A 20,674-nucleotide genomic window follows, 5' to 3' on the forward strand; every position below is an offset into this window, starting at 1 on the left:
TCACACGTGCGCGTCGCCATAAACTTGAGGAATGCACGAGCATCAAGACCTCTCCGTTCCTTTCGAGCGCGACCCACACCGGGGACGCACACCGATTGATGACTCGCATCTCACGCCGTTCACGGAGATCAGCCGTGCGGACTGGGCCCGGTTAAGCGACCAAACCCCTCTACCCATGACCCCCGAGGAGGTCACGGAGATTCGCGGCCAGGGAGACCCCCTCGATTACGCCGAGGTCAACGACATTTACCGTCCCATTTCGAGGCTCCTGAACCTCCAGGTCATGACCGCCCAGCATCTGCGTAATCTCCGCCAGAGCTTCCTCCAAGAGCACTTCCGCCGCACGCCCTTCGTGATCGGCGTTGCGGGGTCAGTCGCGGTTGGTAAGTCCACAACCGCGCGGCTTTTGCGCCTGCTGACGGCCCGTTGGCCCGAGACCCCCCGGGCTCAGCTCATCACGACCGATGGTTTTCTCTACCCGACCGCCGAACTCAAGCGCCGCGGCATTCTCGAACGCAAGGGTTTCCCTGAAAGCTACGACCGCCGCGCTCTTTTGCGTTTCATCGCCGACGTCAAGAGCGGCAAGGCTCGCGTCGAAGCGCCGGTTTATTCACACATCTCTTACGACCGAGTTCCGGGCGAGCGCATCATCGTGGAGCGCCCCGACGTGCTGATCGTCGAAGGTCTCAATGTTCTCCAACCGGCGCGCCCCCGTGCCGATGGCCGCCTCGGCGTCGCCGTCTCCGACTTCTTCGACTTCTCCATTTACGTCGATGCGAAAGAGGACGACATCCGCCGCTGGTACATCGACCGGTTCCTCACGCTGCGCCAAACGGCCTTCTCGAACCCCGAATCGTACTTCCGCAGCTACGCCGACCTGAGCGACAGCGAGGCAATCGAACGCGCTGGTCACGTGTGGGACACGATCAACGGCCCGAACCTCAAAGAAAACGTGCGGCCCACACGCGGTCGTGCTGATCTCATCCTCCGCAAGGGCTCGAATCACCAGATCCACTCGGTGTTGCTACGCCGCATCTAGCACCCCCGGCAGGTGCTCAGCTCAGCTCCGGCAACTGCCCCAGCCGCTGCTCCAGCCGTCTCTCTCTATGAAAAAAATCAGGGCCCGACGGCCTCCCAACCACCGTCGGCCCCCAAATCTTCACAAAGCGAAACGCTCTCAGCTACAACACCTCAGCCCTCGAGCGCCAGGCGATCGCGCACGATGCCCGCGAGCCGCTCGGCGATGCTGTGGGCCTGGTCGTCATCGGCCGCTTCGACCATGACGCGCACGACGGGCTCCGTGCCGGACGGGCGAAGAAGCACCCGGCCGGTATCGCCGAGTTCGGCTTCGGCGTCCTCGACCGCCTTTGTCACGACTGCGTCGATCTGGGCGCGGTTCTTGTCGACGCCCTTGACGTTGATGAGGGCCTGCGGCATGCGGGTCATGACGCTCGCGAGCTCGCGGGCGCTCTTGCCGGTTTCCTTCATGCGCTGGAGAAGGTGCAGGGCCGTGAGTTCGCCGTCGCCCGTCGACGCGTGCTCGAGGAGGATGACGTGGCCGGATTGTTCGCCACCGAGAGAGTAGCCGCCGAGAGTCATTTCTTCGAGGACGTAGCGGTCACCAACGGAGGTCTGCCCGAGCTGAATACCGTGCTCACGCATGGCGAGCTTGAGGCCGAGGTTGCTCATGACGGTCACGACGAGGGTGTCGTCGGCGAGCTTGCCTTCTTCCTTGAGGGCGAGGGCAAGGATCGCCATGATCTGATCGCCGTCGATGACGGCGCCGTCGGCATCAACTGCGAGGCAGCGATCGGCGTCGCCGTCGAAGGCAACGCCAATATCGGCGCTGTGCTCGACCACGGCGCCTTGCAGCTGCTCGAGATGAGTCGAGCCGCAGTCCTCGTTGATCTGGCGGCCGTCGGTTCGGTCGCCGAGCACGTGGATTCGTGCGCCTGCACGCTCGAGGGCCCTGGGACCGGTCTCGAAGGAAGCGCCGTTCGCGCAATCGACGACGACGCTCAGTCCGTCAAGGGAAACGTCGAGGGTCGAGAGAAGGTGATCGACGTAGCTGTCGATCGCGTTGTCGTAGGGGGTGATCGAGCCAACCTTTGCGCCGAGCGGCCGCGACCACTCTTCGTGAAGGCGCGCTTCGATCGCATCTTCGACCTCGTCGGGGAGTTTCACTCCGCCGCGCGCGAAGAATTTGATGCCGTTATCGGGGTGCGGGTTGTGGCTCGCGGAGATCATGACGCCAAGATCGGCTTCGGACTCTTTCACGAGGTAGGCGAGGCCCGGAGTGGGCAGTACGCCTGCATCGAGCACGTCAACGCCAGCGGAAGCGAGACCTGCACAGATCGCCGCGGAAATGAAGTCGCCCGAGGGGCGCGGATCGTGGGCGACGATTGCGCGGGGCTTCGCCCGGCCCTCGCCGCTTTCACTCGGTTCGAATGCGCCGAACTGCCCGAGGACGTGGGCTGCTGCGACGGCAAGTTCGACCGCGAGCTCCGCGGTGATGTCTTTGTTCGCCACTCCGCGAACGCCGTCGGTTCCAAACAAACGTGCCATGTGGTGTCTTCCTTCATTAGGGTGCACGAGGCGTGCACGAAAACTCTTCGAGTGTAACGGGGGCGCTTTAGGTGACCATGAATTGCACGAGTAGGAGCTGCACCACGATGCCGAGCGCGTAGACCGCGGCGTAGCCGGAGGCGGTGCGTTCATCGTCGTGGCCGAGGTTGAGTGCGTGCTCGAGAACGACCGACTGACCGACGAAGGCCGCGACGGCACCCGCCGAGCGCTCGAGGCTCACCCCGAGCAGCGCTCCCGCCACGGGAACGAGGGGAAGCATGAGCATGAGGGAGGCAGCCGCGACAAGAGCAACCTTGAGGCCGTCGAGGGTGAAGGCATTCTCCGCGAACGAGGGCCCAGAGATCACCCCTACCGCCGCCAGAAAGACCGACAGACCGAGTTGGCGAATGGTGAGATTCACGGGTCTTGGCAGAGTCCACAGGATGGGCCCCGTGTGCTCCCACCGGCCGAGGATGAGGCCCACGACAAGCGGTCCCGCGGCGCTGCCAAGCGCGAACGACGCGCCCCCGCCGATGGGGATGCTGACGAGCCCCAGGAGCAGCCCGAAGGAAATCCCGAGGCCGAGCGCGAGAAAGTCCACGCTGTTGATGCGCTTTTCGCTGTCGCCAAGGTATTCGGTGATGCGAACGATTTGTTCGCGTGGCGCAACGACGCGGACACGGTCGCCGAGTTCGAGGCGAGTCCACGGCGACGCGACCATGTCTTCATCCCCACGACGCAGGCGGGTCACGATAGCGCCATAGCGCGAGGCGATCCGGGTTTCGCGAAGGAGTCGCCCTTCGAGTCTTGGGTTGGAGACGAGGATGCGGCGGTAGTCCACGGCGCTGCGGTCATCGAGGAGCCGGTGTTCGGCGCGCTCGCCGATTGTCTCGAGTGCCTGATCGAGCGATTCTGGAAAGCCCACAAGCACAACCTCATCGCCTTCGTGCAAAACGGTGTCGGTCCGCACGATCGTCATCATGCCGCGCCTGAGCAGGTACGACGCCGATACCGTCCCCTCGCGCACACCCGGCACATCCATGAGGGCAATCGTTGAGGTCACGCGCACACTCATGTCTCGAATCTGGGAGCCGCGGGGGCGGCCGGGGTCCCTTCGAGACGCGAACTTCGAGCGCACCCACGTGCTCGACATCATGATCGACACGAGAATCATGGGAATGATGACGCCGAACGGGTATGCAATCGCGTAACCCACGGCGGGGATCGTCGAGCCGCCGGTCGCCCTGCTCGCGGCTGCGAGGGCCGGAGTCGAGGTGAGCGTGCCAGTGAATGTGCCCGCGGTCAGTTCTTTCCCGAGCCCAGCGGCGGAGCCGAGAATGCTGACGCCCACGGCATAGATGGCGAAGAGTCCGACGGCGGCTAGCATGAGCCGGTATTGCTTTCGCATGTCGCGGAAGAAACCATTACCGGCACTGAGCCCGATCATGTAAACGAAGAGGGCAAGCCCGAACGTTTGATACACGCCAAAGCTTTCGCCGAGGCGCGGATCGAGCGCGCCGACGATGAGGCCCACGAAGAGGGCACCCGCCGCACCAAACTGGACGGGGCCAAAGCGCATGCGACCGAGGAGCGTGCCGAGCGCCATGACGAGGAACAGCGCTAGCAGTGGCTGCTCGGTGAGAATTTCGAGGACGACCACGTTTACAACCTTAGGCCTTCACACCGTTAACGACCGAAGGCGCCACCGGTGAGGTGACGCCTTCGATGCAGTGCAAAGTGCTGGCGATCAGCGCTTCGAGAACTGCGGAGCCTTACGGGCCTTCTTGAGGCCGGCCTTCTTACGCTCGATGACGCGGGCATCGCGCGTGAGGAAGCCCGCCTTCTTGAGCGCGGGGCGGTTCGCTTCGGTGTCGATCTCGTTGAGCGCACGCGACACGCCGAGGCGCAGCGCACCGGCCTGGCCCGAGGGGCCACCGCCGGAGATGCGGGCGATCACGTCGAAGCGGCCCTGGAGGTCAAGAAGCTTGAACGGATCGTTCACTTCCTGCTGGTGCACCTTGTTCGGGAAGTACTCCTCGAGGGTGCGGCCATTGACCTTCCACTCGCCGGTGCCGGGCACGAGGCGCACGCGGGCGACAGCCTGCTTGCGGCGGCCGGTGCCGTAGCCGGGAGCGGAGATCGACGAGCCCTTGCCGACGGGCGCGTCGTTCGTAGATTCGGTGGTGTAGTTCGAGGCGTCGCCTTCGAACTCCTCAACTTCGGGGGTGGTTTCTGCCACTTGATTTCCTCAGATCTCGTATCGGCGTAGCCGGGCGGGGCCCGTTACTGCGCCACCTGGTCGATGGTGAACGGGACCGGCTTCTGAGCCTGGTGCGGGTGCTCGGGACCCGCGTACACCTTGAGCTTCTTGAGCTGCTGGGTGGCAAGCTTGTTCTTCGGGAGCATGCCCTTGACAGCCTTCTCGATCGCGCGCTCGGGGTTCTTCTCGAGCAGCTCGGCGTACCGAGTCGCGCGCAGGCCGCCCGGGTAACCCGAGTGGCGGTATGCGAGCTTCTGCTCGAGCTTCTTGCCCGTGAGGGCAACCTTCTCAGCGTTGATGATGATGACGAAGTCGCCCGCATCCACGTGGGGTGCGAAGACCGGCTTGTGCTTGCCGCGCAGGAGCTGAGCGGCGTGGGAAGCGAGCCGGCCGAGGACGACATCAGTTGCGTCAATGACGTACCAGGAACGCTCGACGTCGTCGTGCTTCGGGGTGAACGTACGCACTCGTGCCTTCTTCTCTCGTTTAAGTGCCTCGCGACGCCCCTTGTGGGCGCGCAAGAACACGGTTCGAATGGACCGTGGACACGCTTCCTTTGGTTTAAAGCATGACCAAGAAATGTCGTGCTGAACCGGCTGCCCGGGTTTAGGGGCGGGCGTGGGGCTCAGATGCGTGTGAGGAGCTCTTTCGCGCCGAGCGTGAGAAAGCGGCAGCGGCAAAGCGCGCATCTATGGCACAACAGCCCTCTACTCTAGTGCGGATCCGCAGCGAGGGCAACGGGCCGACGGCTGCTCGCCTCTTGTTTTCCCTCACATTTGCAGGGCGAGGGTTCGCCGGTGTTCGGCAACCGTCGGACTTTAACGGCGTTCAAACGGCGCACCGCGCTTGCCGCGCGTTTGCCGGGCCCGTGCCGCCCATTCGGCTTCTTCCGGGTAGTCGATCCGCTCGAGCGTAAGGCCGGAGGGGGCGAACATGGGGGCGCTGCCGGCTTCGTCGCGCCTGGGAATTGTGATGAGCGCAGCCATCCACTCGGCGTCGAGGCGGTGCTCGCCGACCGCGACGCTCGCGCCGACGATCGAACGGACCATGTGATGGCAGAACGCGTCGGCGGTGACGGTGGCGACAACGAGCCCCTCGTCTTTGCCTGTTTCGGGGCGCTCCCACGTGATCTTGTGGAGCGTGCGGATTGTCGTCGCATCTTCACGGGGTTTGCAGAAGGACAGGAAGTCGTGTTCGCCGACGAGTGCGCGCGCGGCAGTGTTCATCGCCTCTGCGTCGAGCGAGCGCTTGTGGAAGGCGACGTCGCGGCGCAGGGGGTCGCGCCGCGCATGCTTGTCACAAATGCGATAGCGGTAGGTGCGCGCAAGCGCGCTGAAGCGGGCATCAAAATCTTCACTGACGACGCTCGCGCGCCGAACGGCGATGTCGCGGGGCAAAACTGCGGCGAGGCGCTGAACGATTGAGTCCTCGCACGAGCGGTCACTCCTGCCCGGCATTCGCTGCCACCGCTCGTATGGAATGTCGACGTGCACGACCTGGCCGCTCGCGTGGACACCAGCGTCGGTGCGACCGGCGACCGTGACTCGAATGTCCTCACGCACGATTTTTGCGAGCCCCGCTTCGAGTTCCCCCTGGACAGTGCGTAGCGTCGGCTGAATTCCCCACCCCTTAAAGTCGGTACCGTCGTATGCGAGGTCGAGGCGCACTCGCAGCCGCGGCACTGGCTCGAGCGAGGACTTGGGGGCTGTGGGCTCGGTGTTCACCCCAGAAGCCTAGCCCGAACCGCTAGGGTTAAGGCGTGAAAATTCTCGTAGTGGGCACCGGCGCGCGCGAGCACGCCCTCGTGCGACGCCTCAGCCAAGATTCCATCCCTCACGATCTCCACGCCGCCCCCGGCAACCCGGGCATGGAGGCCCACGCGGCCATCCACGACGTTTCTCTCGGTGATAGCGCGGCCCTCACCGCGCTTGCGCTCGAGCTCGGCATCGAACTCGTCGTCATTGGCCCCGAGGCGCCGCTCGTTGCGGGTCTTGCCGACGATATGCGCGAGGCTGGCCTCACCGTGTTCGGCCCCTCGAAGGCTGCGGCGGAGCTCGAAGGCTCGAAGGACTTCGCGAAGCGCATCATGAGCGAAGCGGGGGTGGCGACCGCACGCTCGATGACGGTGGCGGATCCGGCGTTGCTCGAAGCAGCACTCGACGACATGAACCCGGGAGGGAGCACCCCCTACGTCGTCAAGGCCGACGGCCTCGCTGCCGGCAAGGGCGTCGTCGTTACGTCCTCGCGCGAGGAGGCACTAGCACACGCCCGCGACTGCCTCGCAAGCGGAGCACACGGCTCGCGCGTCGTTCTCGAGGAGTATCTCGACGGGCCCGAGCTTTCGGTGTTCTGCGTGTGCGACGGCGAGAGGGCCGTTCCGCTCGTTCCAGCCCAGGACTTCAAGCGCGCGTTTAAGGGAGATGAGGGCCCGAATACGGGCGGCATGGGTGCCTATTCACCGCTGCCGTGGCTCGACGAAAACGCCGCGATGAACGCGACCGTCGAGTCGATCGCCGAACCCGTCATACGCGCCATGCGTGAGCGCGGCACTCCGTTCACAGGTCTCCTTTTCTGCGGCCTCGCGGCCACCAGCGAGGGACTCAAGGTCATCGAGTTCAACGTTCGCTTCGGCGACCCTGAGACCCTCGTGGTCCTCGAGCGCCTCGGGAGCGACCTCGGTGAGCTCCTGCAGGCCGCCGCGACCGGGGATCTCGCGAGCGTACCTGACCTCGCGTGGCGCGACGAGAGCGTGGTCGCCGTCGTGCTCGCGAGCGAGGGTTATCCACTCGCCGCCCAGACCGGGCGAGAGATCACGGGTCTTGACGAGGTAGGAGAGGAAGGCTGCACGGTGATCCACGCTGGCACCGAGCGAGATTCCGACGGCACCTTGCGCTCGAGTGGCGGCCGTGTTCTCAGCGTCGTGGCGCGCGAGAACACGCTCGAGGGTGCACGCGTTCGCGCACAGTCGGCCATCGCACGGGTCTTGCTCGAAGGCTCCCACTACCGAACCGACATCGCCGAGCGGGCAGCTCTCGGCGCTATCGAAAGGGTGACCCAGCTGTGAACACGAATGTGAATGGCGCGCTGACCGAGGCCCCCGCTCTCGAGGGCTGGGACCACGTCTTGAGTGGAAAGGTGCGCGAGCTGTACGTTCCCCACGGGAGCACGCTTGCCGAGGCGCACGAGGTGCTCGTCGTCGCGACCGATCGAATCAGCGCATTCGATTACTCGCTCACCCCGGGAATCCCCGATAAAGGACGAATTCTGACGGCGATGTCGCTTTTGTGGTTCGACCATCTCAAGGGCGTCACGGACAATCATGTGAAGAGCGCCGTCGACGTTCCCGATGCGGTTCGGGGGCGCGCCCTGCACTGCGAGGCTCTCGACATGGTCCCGCTCGAATGCGTCGTGCGCGGCTACCTGACCGGCTCGGGGCTCGCGGACTACCTGCGCGACGGCGCGGTGGGCGGTCACGTCCTTCCCGAGGGCCTCGTCGACGGCTCCCGCCTCCCGTCCCCGCTCTTTACCCCCTCGACGAAGGCCGAGCAGGGAGAGCATGACGAGAACATCACCGTTCACGAGGCTCGCGCGAGGCTTGGGAAGGACCTCGTCGACGAGCTCGAGGAGCGCACTGTCTCCGTCTATCGAGCAGCGGAGCATTTTGCGCGAGAGCGGGGCATCATTCTTGCTGATACAAAGCTCGAGTTCGGCCACTCGCGACACACCGATAACATCGTGCTGGGTGACGAAGTTCTCACTCCGGATTCCTCGCGATTTTGGGCCGCTGACCAGTACGAACCCGGGCGCGCGCAGGCCAGTTTCGACAAGCAGTTTGTGCGCGATTGGCTCACGAACGAGAGTGGCTGGAACAAGAACACCCAGGTCGCACCGCCTGTACTCCCCGCAAGCATCGTCGAGGCGACTCGCGAGAAATATATCGAGGCCTACGAGCGCCTTTCGGGCGAGAAATTCTAGCCCTCCCCACCTGCCTTCCAGACCTCGGCGATACCATGTGACCGCCGCCACGGAGCGGGCTCAAAGTCCCCTACACATATAGGCCTCACTCCTACGGTGGAACTACCAGCACACCTCACGAGCATGCGGCTTAGCCCCCGCCATGGAAGGAAGGCTCACATGACTGCTGTGGAAGAAAAGAACGCCGGAGCCCAGGGCGAACAGCTCGACCCGTGGCGCGGTTTTAAGACCGGCGACTGGAACGAGAACATCAACGTTCGCGAGTTCATCCAGCTCAACTACACCCCGTACGAGGGCGATGCCGAGTTCCTCGCGGGTGCGACCGACAAGACTCTTCGCGTGTGGGACACCCTCGAGAAGAAGTACCTCTCGGAGGAGCGCCGCCGCCGCGTCTACGACGTGGATACGAAGACCCCCGCCGACATCGACGCCTTCCCCGCTGGCTACATCAGCGAAGATGACGACGTCATCGTCGGCCTTCAGACCGACGTTCCCCTCAAGCGCGCGATGATGCCCTTCGGTGGCTGGCGCATGGTGGAGACCGCGATCAAGGAAGCCGGTAAGGAACCGGATCCGGAGATCAAGAAGATCTTCACCAGGTACCGCAAGACCCACAACGATGGCGTGTTCGACATCTACACCCCGCGCATCCGCGCAGCACGTAGCTCGCACATCATCACCGGTCTTCCCGATGCCTACGGTCGCGGCCGCATTATTGGCGACTACCGTCGCCTCGCGCTCTACGGCGCGGACTTCCTGATCGCCGAGAAGAAGGCCGCGAAAGACGCGGTTTCGGATCAGCCGTTCAGCGAGCACTGGGCACGCTTCCGCGAAGAGCATGCCGAGCAGATCAAGGCTCTCAACAAGCTCGTCATCCTCGGCGACTCCTACGGCCTTGACCTTCGTCGTCCCGCCGCTACCGCTCAGGAAGCCGTGCAGTGGGTCTACATGGCCTACCTCGCCTCGGTCAAGAGCCAGGACGGCGCCGCCATGTCGATCGGCCGTCTCTCGCCGTTCCTCGACGCGTACATCGAGCGCGACCTGCAGGAGGGCCGCATCACGGAGACAGACGCGCAGGAGATCATCGATGCCCTCGTGATCAAGCTCCGTATCGTGCGCTTCCTCCGCACGATCGACTATGACCAGATCTTCTCGGGCGACCCGTACTGGGCCACCTGGTCGGATGCCGGCCTCGGTGAGGACGGCCGTTCGCTCGTCACGAAGACCTCCTTCCGCCTCCTCCAGACCCTTCGTAATCTCGGTCCGGCGCCCGAGCCGAACATTACGATCTTCTGGGATCCGAAGCTCCCGCAGGGCTACAAGGACTTCTGCTCGGCCATCTCGATCGAGACGAGCTCCGTGCAGTACGAGTCCGATGAGCAGATCCGTAATCGCTGGGGCGACGACGCAGCAATTGCGTGCTGTGTGTCCCCGATGAAGGTCGGCAAGCAGATGCAGTTCTTCGGTGCGCGCGTGAACTCCGCGAAGGCGCTGCTTTACGCGATCAACGGCGGCCGCGACGAAATGAGCGGCAAGCAGGTCACCGAAGAAGGTCTGTTCGCCCCCATCGAGGGCGAGGGCCCGCTCGACTTCGACGAGGTCTGGCAGAAGTACGAAGAGATGCTTGACTGGGTGATCGGCACCTACGTTGAAGCGCTCAACATCATTCACTACTGCCACGACAAGTACGCCTACGAGGCGATCGAGATGGCGCTTCACGATTCGGATATCACGCGCACGATGGGCTGCGGCATCGCTGGCCTCTCGATCGTCGCGGACTCGCTCTCCGCGATCAAGTACGCCAAGGTGTACCCGATCCGCGACGAGTCCGGCCTCGTTGTCGACTACCGCACCGAGGGTGACTTCCCGATCTACGGTAACGACGACGATCGCGCCGACGACATCGCCGCGACCGTTGTGCACACGATCATGTCGAAGATCAAGGCAATCCCGATGTACCGTGACGCGATCCCGACCCAGTCGGTGCTCACGATTACGTCGAACGTCGTGTACGGCAAGGCGACCGGCTCGTTCCCCTCGGGCCACGAGAAGGGCACGCCCTTCGCCCCGGGCGCTAACCCGGAAAACGGCATGGATAGCCACGGCATGGTGGCCTCGATGCTTTCCGTTGGCAAGCTCGACTACAACGACGCGCTGGACGGCATCTCGCTGACCAACACGATCACCCCGCAGGGCCTCGGTCGCACGAAGGACGAGCAGGTCAAGAACCTGGTCGGCATTCTCGACTCCGGCTTCATCATGGACGACGAAGACTGATCGTCTGAACCCCTAAATGTGAATCGGTCGGGCGCGAGCCCCTCGGGCTCGGCCGGTTTTCACCCCCACATTTCCATCACTCTGATTGAGGAGAGAATAATGGCAGTCAAGACTTTCGACGAGCGCCTTGAGTCCATGAAGACCAACCGCGCAGCAAACAACATGGAGTCGGGCCTCTACCACGCGAACATCAACGTGCTCAACAAGGAGACCCTTGTCGACGCGATGGAGAACCCGGAGAAGTACCCGAACCTCACGGTTCGCGTGTCGGGCTACGCCGTGAACTTCGTGAAGCTCACGCGCGAGCAGCAGCTCGACGTTCTCAACCGCACCTTCCACCAGGGCGCCTGAGACATCCCCTTTACACGCATGATGCGCAATAATTGACGCATCGAAGCGTTCACCTGTTGGGCCTGGAAGCTCCGGTTTCCGGGCCCAACTCTTTAGGGCGCATGCCCCCGATCGGCGGCACGTGTGCCCACCACGATTTTCACGAGAGGCGTTTCATGACCGAGTCCGAGGCCAAGAGCATCAGCCAGGTTGACCTTCCGCTTCACAAGAGGCGCCAGGGCGCCGGCATTGAGGGGCTCGAGGAAACGCACCTGGAGCGCCCTGATCGACTCCAGGCGGTACGCGAAGGCGAACTCGCCTCGATTCACTCGTGGGAACTTGTGACGGCAGTCGACGGCCCCGGCACTCGCCTCACGATCTTCTTCAGTGGCTGCCCGCTTCGCTGCCTGTACTGCCACAACCCCGACACGTTCGAGGCGAAGAACGGTCAGGACGTGACCGCTGACGAGATCATTGGGAAGATCCGCCGCTATCGCCGCATTTTCAAGGCCTCGGGCGGCGGCATTACGCTCTCGGGCGGCGAGGTTCTCCAGCAGCCCGCCTTTGCCAAGCGAATCCTCGAGGCTGCCAAGGACATGGGTGTCCACACCGCGATCGATACGTCGGGTTTTCTCGGCCGCAATGCCTCAGACGACCTGCTTGAGTCGGTCGATCTCGTGCTTCTCGACGTTAAGAGCGGCGATCCCGACGTGTATAAGCGCACGACTGGCCGCGACCTGCAGCCGACGATCGATTTTGGCGATCGCTTGAACGCGAAGGGGATCGAGGTGTGGGCGCGTTTCGTGCTCGTTCCTGGACTCACCGACGACTATGACAACGTCGAGAAAGTCGCCGACATCGTTGAGCGGTGGCGCTCGAACGTGAGTCGTATCGAGGTGCTGCCCTTCCACCAGATGGGCACCGACAAATGGGATTCACTCGGCCTCGACTACAAGCTGCGCGATACCCGGCCGCCGGAGAAGGAACTCGTCGAGCGCGTGCGTGAGCAGTTCCGCGCGCGCGGAGGCTTCGAGGTTCATTAATTCCGCCGCGCCGCTGCGCCGCTAAAAACTGAGGGTACGACCCTGCCCGGGTTCGGTACCCACGGGCCAATCTCGCACTTCGCATTCCTTGGGAGCGAAGGCGCGCGACTGTTTCAGATAGATCGCTCGCCCCTCGGCAGAGGCCACGCGATCGTGCACGGGGATCGCCACGGCAGGTTTCACAATTCTGAGGAAATCGATCGTTTCGTGCATTTTCGACCACGGCGCGACGAGGGGAAACGACAGAACGTCAGCCCCGACGATTTCGGGGTGCGGGGCGAGCGAGTCACCGGTGTGCACAAGTGTTTTCTCGCCGGCCGCTTCGACGATAAGCGCCACGTTTCCCACGGGCGGGATAGACGGGTGGATGGTCGCGTGGGCTCCCCCGGCTGCGGTGACGGTGACGGGGAAGGGCCCGACGCTCGCTCGCTGACCTGGCGCGAGAGGCGTGAAGCGCTCCCGAAAGCGTGAGGTCTCGGGGTTGTCGCTTAGAGCCTGCGCGGTTTGAGGCTCGAGAAGGATTGCTGCCTCGGGATTGTGCGCGAAAAGCTCCGCAAGGTATGGCGGGTGCGCGTGATCGGGGTGCTGGTGGCTGATCGCAATCGCGTCAAGATCGGTAAGGTGCGTGAGCGAAGGATCGCTCAAATTGCCGGGGTCGATGAGGAGCCGGGTGGTGTCGGACTCTCCCGCCCCTCCCTCCCCTGCGCGCGCTCCGGTGCCGCCGCGGTACGAAACGAGCAGAGCGGAATGGCCAAAGTGTGTAATGTCCATGCCGCCACAGTAGGGGCAAAAGATGAGGACAAGCCGCACTGGCCGGTAGAATCATCGTGTGCGCGACGCGCGCAGTTTTCGACGACACTTTCGTGCCTACTGTTTTCTGGAGATGACATGCCCCGCCTCATCGTCGACGTAATGCCGAAACCCGAGATTCTTGACCCACAGGGAAAGGCCGTTCTCGGCGCTCTTGGACGACTCGATTTCGAGAACATCACCTCGGTCCGTCAAGGCAAACGTTTTGAGCTCGAAGTTGAGGGCGACGTGACCGACGACGTGCTCGAGCGCGTGCGCGAGGCGGCAACCGAGCTGCTCTCGAACCCCGTTATCGAAGACGTCGTGTCGGTGCGCGTCGAGGAGGAGCAGGCCTGATGCCCGCAATCGGTGTGGTGACCTTTCCCGGTACCCTCGACGATCGCGACGCACTTCGCGCCGTCACGATCGCCGGCGGCGAGCCGGTTGCGCTGTGGCACGCGGACGACGATCTGCGTGACGTCGATGCGGTGATTCTTCCGGGCGGCTTCAGCTACGGGGATTATTTGCGGGCGGGCGCTATTTCCCGTTTCGCGCCGATCATGGAACGCGTGGTCGATGCGGCCAAGGGCGGCATGCCCGTGCTCGGGATCTGCAACGGCTTCCAGATCCTCACCGAGACGCACCTGCTTCCCGGTTCGATGATCAAGAATGCGCACCGGACCTTCGTGTGCCGCGATCAGCCGCTTCGCGTTGAGAACACGCGAACGGCGTGGACAACCGCTTACGCCGAAGGCCAGATCATCCGGATCCCTCTGAAGAATCAGGACGGCCTCTACGTCGCTGATGAGAAGACTCTCGACGAGCTCGAGGCCGATAATCGCGTGGTGTTCCGCTACGCCGAGGGCGCCGTGGGCGGCCCCGCTGGCTTCGAGGACAACCCGAACGGCTCCTATCGCGGGATTGCCGGAATCACGAACAAGTACGGCAACGTCGTGGGGCTTATGCCGCACCCCGAGCACGCTGTCGAGGCAGGCTTCGGCCCGGACATGCCGGGAGAAGGTACCCGCACGGGCGTGGATGGCCTCGGCTTTTTCACCTCGGTCATGAAGTCGATCCTCGCCTAAGGAGCTCCCCAGCGTCCTTACTTTTTCGCGCTGAGCACGGTGAACGTGCGGTCCCGGCTCACCTCTCGGGTGGCGGCAAATCGCCGCTTAAGGAGGGGCCGGTAGCGCAGGTGCGAGTTATGCACGAGGAGCAGTTCTCCGCCCGGCTCGAGAATGCGGTACGCCGCCTCGATGAGCGGCTCGACGAGCGTCGCATCGATACGCGTGCCGTCGTGGAACGGCGGGTTGAGGAGCACGAGGTCGGTCGAGGATTCGGGGTGCTGGGCAGCGGCAGAGTCCCACGTGAGAGTGAGAGTGGCGCCGGGTTGTGCCCGGTAGGGCTCTAGCGTGGCGCGCGTCGAGCGAACCGCATCGAGGTCAATATCCGTCGCGGCGAGCGTGAGGGCACAGGCCGTTCGCGCAGCCGCCTCGCATACCGCGAGCGAGAGCATGCCGTTGCCGCAGCCAAGGTCGAGGACGCGCGTGGCGGGCGCCGCATGCTGTGGGCGGGCCGCGAGCCATGAGGCCGCTGCATTCGCGAGCGCCTCTCCCCCGCGGTCAGGCTTAGCGCCCGAGAACACGCCGCCGAAGGCGGTAAGCGTCCCGCCGCCCCACCGCGTCGTGCGCGGGGGCATCACCGTCACGGATTCGCGCGGCGTGGACGCCTCGAGGCACCTAAATTTCCCCTTGCCCAGTAGACCCCGGACTTCGGTGAAGCCGGCCGCGAGCGCATCGTTCATCGAGCGCGTCATGTGCTTCGTGGCGCCACCGAGCACCACGATCATGTCCGTGCCGCTTCGACGCGCGTGCCTCGCGAGCATCCGCGCGTTCTCTTCTAGCGCGGCGAGTGATTTTGGCAGGCGCCCGAGCGTGAGCCTCCCCGAGAATCCGTGGGCGGCAAGGAAGGATTCGAGATCGAGCTCGCTTCCGTCGAGACCCGCGATGAGCACTCGATTTCGATCCGCCCGACCCGACGTCGCGGCGGCCTCGTGCGCCGCCGCTTGCACGGTCGATGCATGAGCGCGCGACACCGTGCGCACGAACACCCGCGAATGCGGCCCCACGTGCGCGAGTGCCCATTGAGTCAGTGCGCCGGAGCGGTCATCGAGAACGAGGATGTCTCCATCGCCGCTACCGGGCTGTGCGACGTGCGCGCTCGCATCGTGCATGATGAGGCGGTCGAGGGCGTCGGCACGTGCGTCGGGAAATGTCATGCTCACGAGCCTACGGCACGTGACGAGGGGGCGCGCCAACCTCCACTGGGTTGGCGCGCCCCCTCAGGTGCAAGGAGCGTTCGCGGGTATGAACGCTTCTTTGCCTTACGCGTTCGCGGCGCGCGGCGCCCCGATGCCCGGATCGATCTTCGGCACGTCGCCTGCGCCGGGGCGCACGTCGATGTCGAAGATGGCGGTCGGGATGTACACGGTCGCGCACGAGTTCGGGATGTCAACGACGCCCGAGAAGCGGCCCTCGATCGGCGCGGCACCGAGCAGGAGGAAGACCTGCTCCGGCGTCCAGCCGAAGGTCGTGAGGTAGTCGATCGCGTGGAGGCAGGCGCGCTGGTAGGCAAGCTGCGAATCGAGGTAGCGCTGCTCGCCGTCGAGCGTCACGGACGTACCCGAGAAGGAAATCCACTCGCTGTAGCGCGGCTCGACATTGCCGGGCATGAAGATCGCGTTTTCCTTGACGTTGTACTTGTCCATGCCGCCAGGGATGACATCCACGTGCACGTCGATGAAGCCCGACATCTCGATGCCGCCACAGAAGGTGATCTCGCCATCGCCCTGCGAGAAGTGCAGGTCGCCTACCGAGAAGTGCGCGCCATCCACGTAGACGGGGTAGAACACGCGCGTGCCCTTCGAGAGGTTCTTGATGTCCTGGTTACCGCCGTTTTCGCGCGGCGGAGCGGTGCGTGCACCCTCGGCTGCGACGCGATCGAAATCGTCGCCGGTGAGCGTGCCAAGAACTGCATCCTTCGGTTCGGGCGGGAGCGCGAGCGGAGGCAGGCGGTTCGGGTCCGTGGCGATCAGCGCGGCCTCGCGGTCGTTCCACTTCTTAAGAAGCTCGTGCGAGGGCGCCGTGCCCATGAGGCCCGGATGGATGAGACCCGTAAACGACACGCCAGGCACGTGGCGCGAGGTCGCGGTCTGGCCGTTGAAGTCCCACACAGCCTTGTAGGCATCCGGGAACTGATCCACGAGGAAGCTGCCGCCATTGTTCTTCGCGAAGATGCCGGTGTAGCCCCAGCCCTGACCCGCGAGGGGGCCCTCATCTTCCTGCGGAATCGGGCCAACGTCGAGGATGTCCACGATCAACAGGTCGCCCGGCTTCGCACCCTTAATGTGGAACGGGCCCGAAAGTGCGTGGACCTTGCTCACGGGAGCTTCGAGGATGTCCTGGGCGCTGTCATCGTTCTTGATGTCGCCGTCGAACCACTCGCGGCAGTCGATGCGGAACGTGTCGCCGGGGTTTACCGTGACAGCCGCCGGAATGTCCGGGTGCCAACGGTTGTGGCCAACGATGTCCTGATCTTTGAACGACTTCGTGGAATCAAGCGGGAAAAGATTCTTAGGCATGGCTCTGTGTGCTCCTTTGCTTGCCTACTCGGGGCGTCAGGGACGCGGAAGTGCACGATGGCGCGGATCGTGCGATACAGGGGTTGGCTTGGCGCCTCGCGAAGAGGGAAGCGACGAATGAACCTGAGGCTCATAGGCGCTGCGCTTCGCTGAATCAATCGCGTTTGTCAGTGCTGGATCGAGCGACCGCACAGCAGGTGCGCTCACGAGGCGCCTCGCGGTGGTGTCGCACTCGGGGCACTGGCGTTCTCGAGTCGTGCTGCTCATCGGCAGCAGTGCTTCGCTGAGGTGACCTTCACCGCACCGAAACTCGTACAGGGGCATGGCACTCCTTCGTCCGCACCTTCGGCGACGCAATTCCCGCGCCACCTTCGTCTTTGCTTAAATCACGCTAACGCCCACCGCATCGAGGTTCCTGAAATCTTCTTGAGTTTACTGAGGCCACGCGGGGCTCTCATGCGCCTCCAAGGACCGTTACGCGGCCAGAAAAGGCACGGTGCGCCGTGCGATCGGCAGGCGTCGGACCCCGCAGGCTGAACCCTGAGAACGCGACCGAACTGCCCTTCGTTCCTTCCTTCGGCTCCTCTCGCCCGTACCGCACCCACACCGTTGCGGGCAAAGGCGGAAGCGACGGGAACTCGAGTTCCCACAAAAGCGGAGAGTGCGCCCCTACTCCGGCTTCGCTGAGCGCACGCGATCCCAGGAACATGCCGTGGGCGAGCGGCGAAGGGGCACCAAGCGCACGTGCGCTCAGTGCGCTCACGTGAATCGGGTGGACATCGCCGCTCACTCGTGCGAACTCGCGCCCCACACCCGCGGAGAGCTTCCATCGCGACGGAGACGCCGCCGAGGCGAAAGGAGCCGCCTCGGTCTGGAGAGACTTTGCACGCGTCGCAGAATTACCGGAGCCACGCAGCAGGTACGTCGAGACGTCGGTCGCGACGATGTCACCCCCGCTCGACAACACCGAGACCACTTCGCACGCGCTCCCCCGTGAAGAGCGTGCGAGGTCCCCAATACGTGTCTCAATGTCGATCCTCTCCCCTATGCACACTGGCCGGTGCAACAAGAGCGAATTCTTGACGTGCACAAGCCCGAGCGCGGGAAGCGGAAAACGCGGAGCCGCCATGAGCGCGAGCCCGAGCGGATGCGCGAGGGCATGCAAGAAACCGGGATGGGCGAGATGCGCATCAGCCCACGCGTCCCTTCCATGAGGCGCAACGACGCGCGAATAGCGCAGGGCGCGCCGCTCTTCAATGGCAACACCGCGCACGCTATAGCGGCGATCGGGAACGTCCTCGGCGCGCGCGACGGGCGCGCGGGTGAGAATCGCTGCCCACGCGGCGGCAGCGTTCGGCACACGCGCAAGAGTCTTCGTGGAAGGCGACATGTCTCTACTCTGTCATTCCGCGTTACCGTGCGCGACGTCGTAAAATACGAGGTGCTGAGAACAACCGACACGGAGGACAGCCGCGAGCATGAACACGCACGAGCCAGACACGATCGAGCGGGCGCGTGAAACCCCGAACGAACAGCAGCCGTGGGCCGATCTGGGCCTCAAGGAAGAGGAGTACGCGAAGATCCGCGAGCTCCTCGGCCGCCGCCCCACGAACGCCGAGCTCGCCATGTACTCCGTTATGTGGTCTGAGCACTGCTCGTACAAGTCCTCCAAGATCCACCTCAAACAGTTCGGCCAGAAACAGACCCCCGCGATGAAGGAAAACCTCCTCGTGGGTATCGGCGAGAACGCTGGCGTCGTTGATATCGGCGACGGCTGGGCCGTGACGTTCAAGGTCGAATCGCACAACCACCCGAGCTACGTCGAGCCTTACCAGGGGGCTGCGACCGGCGTTGGCGGCATCGTCCGCGACATCATCTCGATGGGGGCCCGCCCCGTCGCCGTCATGGATCAGCTCCGATTCGGCGCGATCGACCACCCGGATACTGCACGAGTCGCCACCGGCGTCGTCGCCGGTATCGGCGGATACGGCAACTGCCTCGGTTTGCCCAACATCGGTGGTGAAACCGTGTTCGACCCCGCCTACCAAACCAATCCCCTCGTCAACGCCCTCGCCGTGGGCGTGCTTCGCCACGAGGACATCCACCTGGCCTCCGCGACAGGCGCCGGCAACAAGGTCGTGCTGTTCGGTGCACGCACAGGTGGCGACGGAATCGGCGGCGCGTCGATCCTCGCCTCCGAAACCTTCGAGGACGAGGGCCCGGCGAAACGCCCGAGCGTCCAGGTCGGCGACCCGTTCATGGAGAAGCTGCTCATCGAGTGCTGCCTTGAGCTCTTCGCGAAAGGCACCGTCGAAGGCATCCAGGACCTCGGCGCCGCGGGCATCTCGTGCGCAACGAGCGAACTCGCGTCCAACGGCGGCTCGGGCATGCACATCGACCTCGAAAACGTGCTCCTTCGCGACCCGACGCTCACCGCGGGCGAGATCCTCATGAGCGAATCGCAAGAGCGCATGATGGCCGTCGTCACCCCCGACAACCTCGAGGAATTCCTCGCGATCACCGACAAGTGGGGTGTTGAAGCCGCCGTCATCGGCGAAGTCACGGGCGAGGGCCGGCTCACGATCGACCACTACGGCAAGCGCATCGTCGATGTCGATCCCACGACCGTCGCGCACGAGGGCCCCACCTACGACCGCCCCTACGCGCGCCCAGCATGGCAGGATGCTCTCGAGGCCGACCACGCCGAAGACCTCCCCCGCCCCGCAAGCACCGACGAACTCGTTGCGCAGCTGTGGGCACTTACGACCTCCCCGAACCTCGCGAGCACCGCGTGGGTCACCGACCAATACGACCGCTACGTCGGCGGCAACACCGCGCTCGCGATACCCGACGACGCAGGTGTGCTCCGCATCGACGAAGAAACGGGCCGCGGCATCGCCATCGCCACCGACGGCAACGGTCGCTTCGCGATGCTCAATCCGAAAGAAGGCGCACGCGCCGCGCTCGCGGAGGCCTACCGCAACGTCGCCACGACAGGCGCACGCCCTCTCGCCGTGACCGATTGCCTCAACTTCGGCTCCCCCGAAGATCCCGACCGCATGTGGCAGTTCGTCGAAGCAATCACGGGGCTCGCCGACGCCTGCCAGGAGCTCGAAGTTCCCGTGACCGGCGGCAACGTCTCCCTGTACAACTCCACGGGCGAGCCCGGCCGCCTCAACTCGGCAATCCACCCGACCCCCGTCGTAGGCGTCCTCGGCGTGTTTGACAACGTCGCGACGCGGGTGCCCTCCGGATGGCACGAAGAAGGGCTCGCCATCTACCTTCTCGGTGAAACTCGCGAGGAGCTTTCGGGCTCCGCGTGGGCCGACGCCACCCACGCTCACCTCGGCGGCACACCCCCGCACGTGTCGCTCGCACACGAAAAAGCCCTCGCTACCGTACTCATCGGTGCCGCCGACCAGGGAATCGCACGCGCAAGCCACGACCTCAGCGAAGGCGGCCTCTTCCAGTCACTCGTCGAATCCACCACTCGATTCGACACGGGCGCATCGATCGACCTCACGACCGTGATCGACCGTGACGGCATCGATGCGTTCACAGCCCTCGTCTCCGAGTCGCACGCGCGGGCTATCGTCGCGGTGCGCCCTGACGATGCCCCCGCCCTCGAGGAACTCGCACGCAGTGCGTCGGTCCCCGCGGCTCGCATCGGCACAAGTGGTGGCGACGGCCTGGAGCTGGCTGGCGTCGGAACGTTCCCCCTCGCGGAGCTTCGCGAGCGCCGCGCCCAAACGCTCCCCGAGCATCTCGCTTAACCCGGTCAGATGACGCACGCGG

At 64.4% G+C, this 20,674-nt stretch carries 19 protein-coding genes; 9 read left to right on the top strand and 10 right to left on the bottom strand.

Annotated elements, in window-relative coordinates; all coding sequences use genetic code 11:
- Positions 1-31 precede the first annotated feature (31 nt).
- A complete protein-coding gene (coaA, locus tag E6X30_RS05485; protein ID WP_316335854.1) occupies positions 32-1,039 on the top strand; it encodes a type I pantothenate kinase in 1,008 nt (335 codons plus the stop codon).
- A 152-nt stretch (positions 1,040-1,191) separates the two neighbouring features.
- On the opposite strand, the gene glmM is transcribed toward coaA, so the two are convergent.
- The 5 genes from glmM to truA all read right to left on the bottom strand — a co-directional run bounded on the left by glmM (position 1,192) and on the right by truA (position 6,549).
- On the bottom strand, positions 1,192-2,565 hold the full coding sequence (glmM, locus tag E6X30_RS05490; protein WP_316335855.1) for a phosphoglucosamine mutase: 1,374 nt from the start codon (positions 2,563-2,565) through the stop codon (positions 1,192-1,194).
- Positions 2,566-2,632: 67 nt separating this feature from the next.
- Positions 2,633-4,225, bottom strand: a complete 1,593-nt coding sequence (locus E6X30_RS05495) for an aspartate:alanine exchanger family transporter (RefSeq protein WP_016664073.1) — start codon at positions 4,223-4,225, stop codon at positions 2,633-2,635.
- An 87-nt stretch (positions 4,226-4,312) separates the two neighbouring features.
- Positions 4,313-4,804: a 30S ribosomal protein S9 gene (gene rpsI / locus E6X30_RS05500; protein WP_016664072.1), complete on the bottom strand. Its 492-nt coding sequence runs from the start codon at positions 4,802-4,804 to the stop codon at positions 4,313-4,315.
- A 44-nt stretch (positions 4,805-4,848) separates the two neighbouring features.
- Complete coding sequence (gene rplM / locus E6X30_RS05505; RefSeq protein ID WP_016664071.1) at positions 4,849-5,292, bottom strand: 50S ribosomal protein L13; 444 nt, start codon at positions 5,290-5,292, stop codon at positions 4,849-4,851.
- A 351-nt stretch (positions 5,293-5,643) separates the two neighbouring features.
- Positions 5,644-6,549, bottom strand: a complete 906-nt coding sequence (gene truA / locus E6X30_RS05510) for a tRNA pseudouridine(38-40) synthase TruA (protein ID WP_316335856.1) — start codon at positions 6,547-6,549, stop codon at positions 5,644-5,646.
- A 35-nt stretch (positions 6,550-6,584) separates the two neighbouring features.
- Here truA and purD point away from each other — a divergent pair, with 35 nt between their 5' ends.
- The 5 genes from purD to pflA all read left to right on the top strand — a co-directional run bounded on the left by purD (position 6,585) and on the right by pflA (position 12,450).
- Entirely contained in the window at positions 6,585-7,889 is a 1,305-nt protein-coding gene (purD, locus tag E6X30_RS05515) for a phosphoribosylamine--glycine ligase (protein ID WP_016664069.1), read from the top strand.
- Positions 7,886-8,800, top strand: a complete 915-nt coding sequence (locus E6X30_RS05520; RefSeq protein WP_016664068.1) for a phosphoribosylaminoimidazolesuccinocarboxamide synthase — start codon at positions 7,886-7,888, stop codon at positions 8,798-8,800. Before purD ends, E6X30_RS05520 begins: the two co-directional genes overlap by 4 nt.
- A 159-nt stretch (positions 8,801-8,959) precedes the next feature.
- Positions 8,960-11,077, top strand: coding sequence for a pyruvate formate lyase family protein (locus tag E6X30_RS05525; RefSeq protein ID WP_016664067.1), 2,118 nt, complete (start codon positions 8,960-8,962; stop codon positions 11,075-11,077).
- Between the two features lie 99 nt (positions 11,078-11,176).
- The gene (grcA2, locus tag E6X30_RS05530; RefSeq protein WP_016664066.1) at positions 11,177-11,428 is read left to right on the top strand and encodes an autonomous glycyl radical cofactor GrcA2; all 252 of its coding nucleotides are present in this window, start codon (positions 11,177-11,179) and stop codon (positions 11,426-11,428) included.
- Between the two features lie 155 nt (positions 11,429-11,583).
- Positions 11,584-12,450 carry a pyruvate formate-lyase-activating protein gene (pflA, locus tag E6X30_RS05535; protein WP_016664065.1) on the top strand — a complete coding sequence of 289 codons (867 nt, stop codon included), beginning with the start codon at positions 11,584-11,586 and terminating at the stop codon, positions 12,448-12,450.
- A 21-nt stretch (positions 12,451-12,471) separates the two neighbouring features.
- Here the strand turns inward: pflA and E6X30_RS05540 are convergent, their stop codons facing one another.
- Entirely contained in the window at positions 12,472-13,221 is a 750-nt protein-coding gene (locus tag E6X30_RS05540) for an MBL fold metallo-hydrolase (protein ID WP_316335857.1), read from the bottom strand.
- A gap of 117 nt (positions 13,222-13,338) precedes the next feature.
- Between E6X30_RS05540 and purS the strand changes: the two genes are divergently transcribed.
- Both purS and purQ read left to right on the top strand, forming a co-directional pair.
- The gene (purS, locus tag E6X30_RS05545; RefSeq protein ID WP_016664063.1) at positions 13,339-13,596 is read left to right on the top strand and encodes a phosphoribosylformylglycinamidine synthase subunit PurS; all 258 of its coding nucleotides are present in this window, start codon (positions 13,339-13,341) and stop codon (positions 13,594-13,596) included.
- Positions 13,596-14,324, top strand: a complete 729-nt coding sequence (purQ, locus tag E6X30_RS05550) for a phosphoribosylformylglycinamidine synthase subunit PurQ (RefSeq protein WP_016664062.1) — start codon at positions 13,596-13,598, stop codon at positions 14,322-14,324. Before purS ends, purQ begins: the two co-directional genes overlap by 1 nt.
- A gap of 17 nt (positions 14,325-14,341) precedes the next feature.
- Here purQ and E6X30_RS05555 read toward each other — a convergent pair whose 3' ends face one another.
- The 4 genes from E6X30_RS05555 to E6X30_RS05570 all read right to left on the bottom strand — a co-directional run bounded on the left by E6X30_RS05555 (position 14,342) and on the right by E6X30_RS05570 (position 18,269).
- Entirely contained in the window at positions 14,342-15,517 is a 1,176-nt protein-coding gene (locus E6X30_RS05555; RefSeq protein ID WP_316335858.1) for a methyltransferase, read from the bottom strand.
- A gap of 105 nt (positions 15,518-15,622) precedes the next feature.
- A complete protein-coding gene (gene fmdA, locus E6X30_RS05560; protein WP_034372321.1) occupies positions 15,623-16,879 on the bottom strand; it encodes a formamidase in 1,257 nt (418 codons plus the stop codon).
- Between the two features lie 36 nt (positions 16,880-16,915).
- Positions 16,916-17,203, bottom strand: a complete 288-nt coding sequence (locus E6X30_RS05565; RefSeq protein ID WP_016664059.1) for an FmdB family zinc ribbon protein — start codon at positions 17,201-17,203, stop codon at positions 16,916-16,918.
- 130 nt (positions 17,204-17,333) lie between these two features.
- A complete protein-coding gene (locus E6X30_RS05570) occupies positions 17,334-18,269 on the bottom strand; it encodes a MaoC/PaaZ C-terminal domain-containing protein (protein WP_316335859.1) in 936 nt (311 codons plus the stop codon).
- 88 nt (positions 18,270-18,357) lie between these two features.
- On the opposite strand from E6X30_RS05570, the gene purL reads away from it, so the two are divergent.
- A complete protein-coding gene (gene purL, locus E6X30_RS05575) occupies positions 18,358-20,652 on the top strand; it encodes a phosphoribosylformylglycinamidine synthase subunit PurL (RefSeq protein ID WP_316335860.1) in 2,295 nt (764 codons plus the stop codon).
- The last annotated feature ends 22 nt before the right edge of the window (positions 20,653-20,674 follow it).

The sequence above is a fragment of the Dermabacter sp. genome (genome assembly GCF_032550575.1).
GTDB lineage: Bacteria > Actinomycetota > Actinomycetes > Actinomycetales > Dermabacteraceae > Dermabacter > Dermabacter hominis.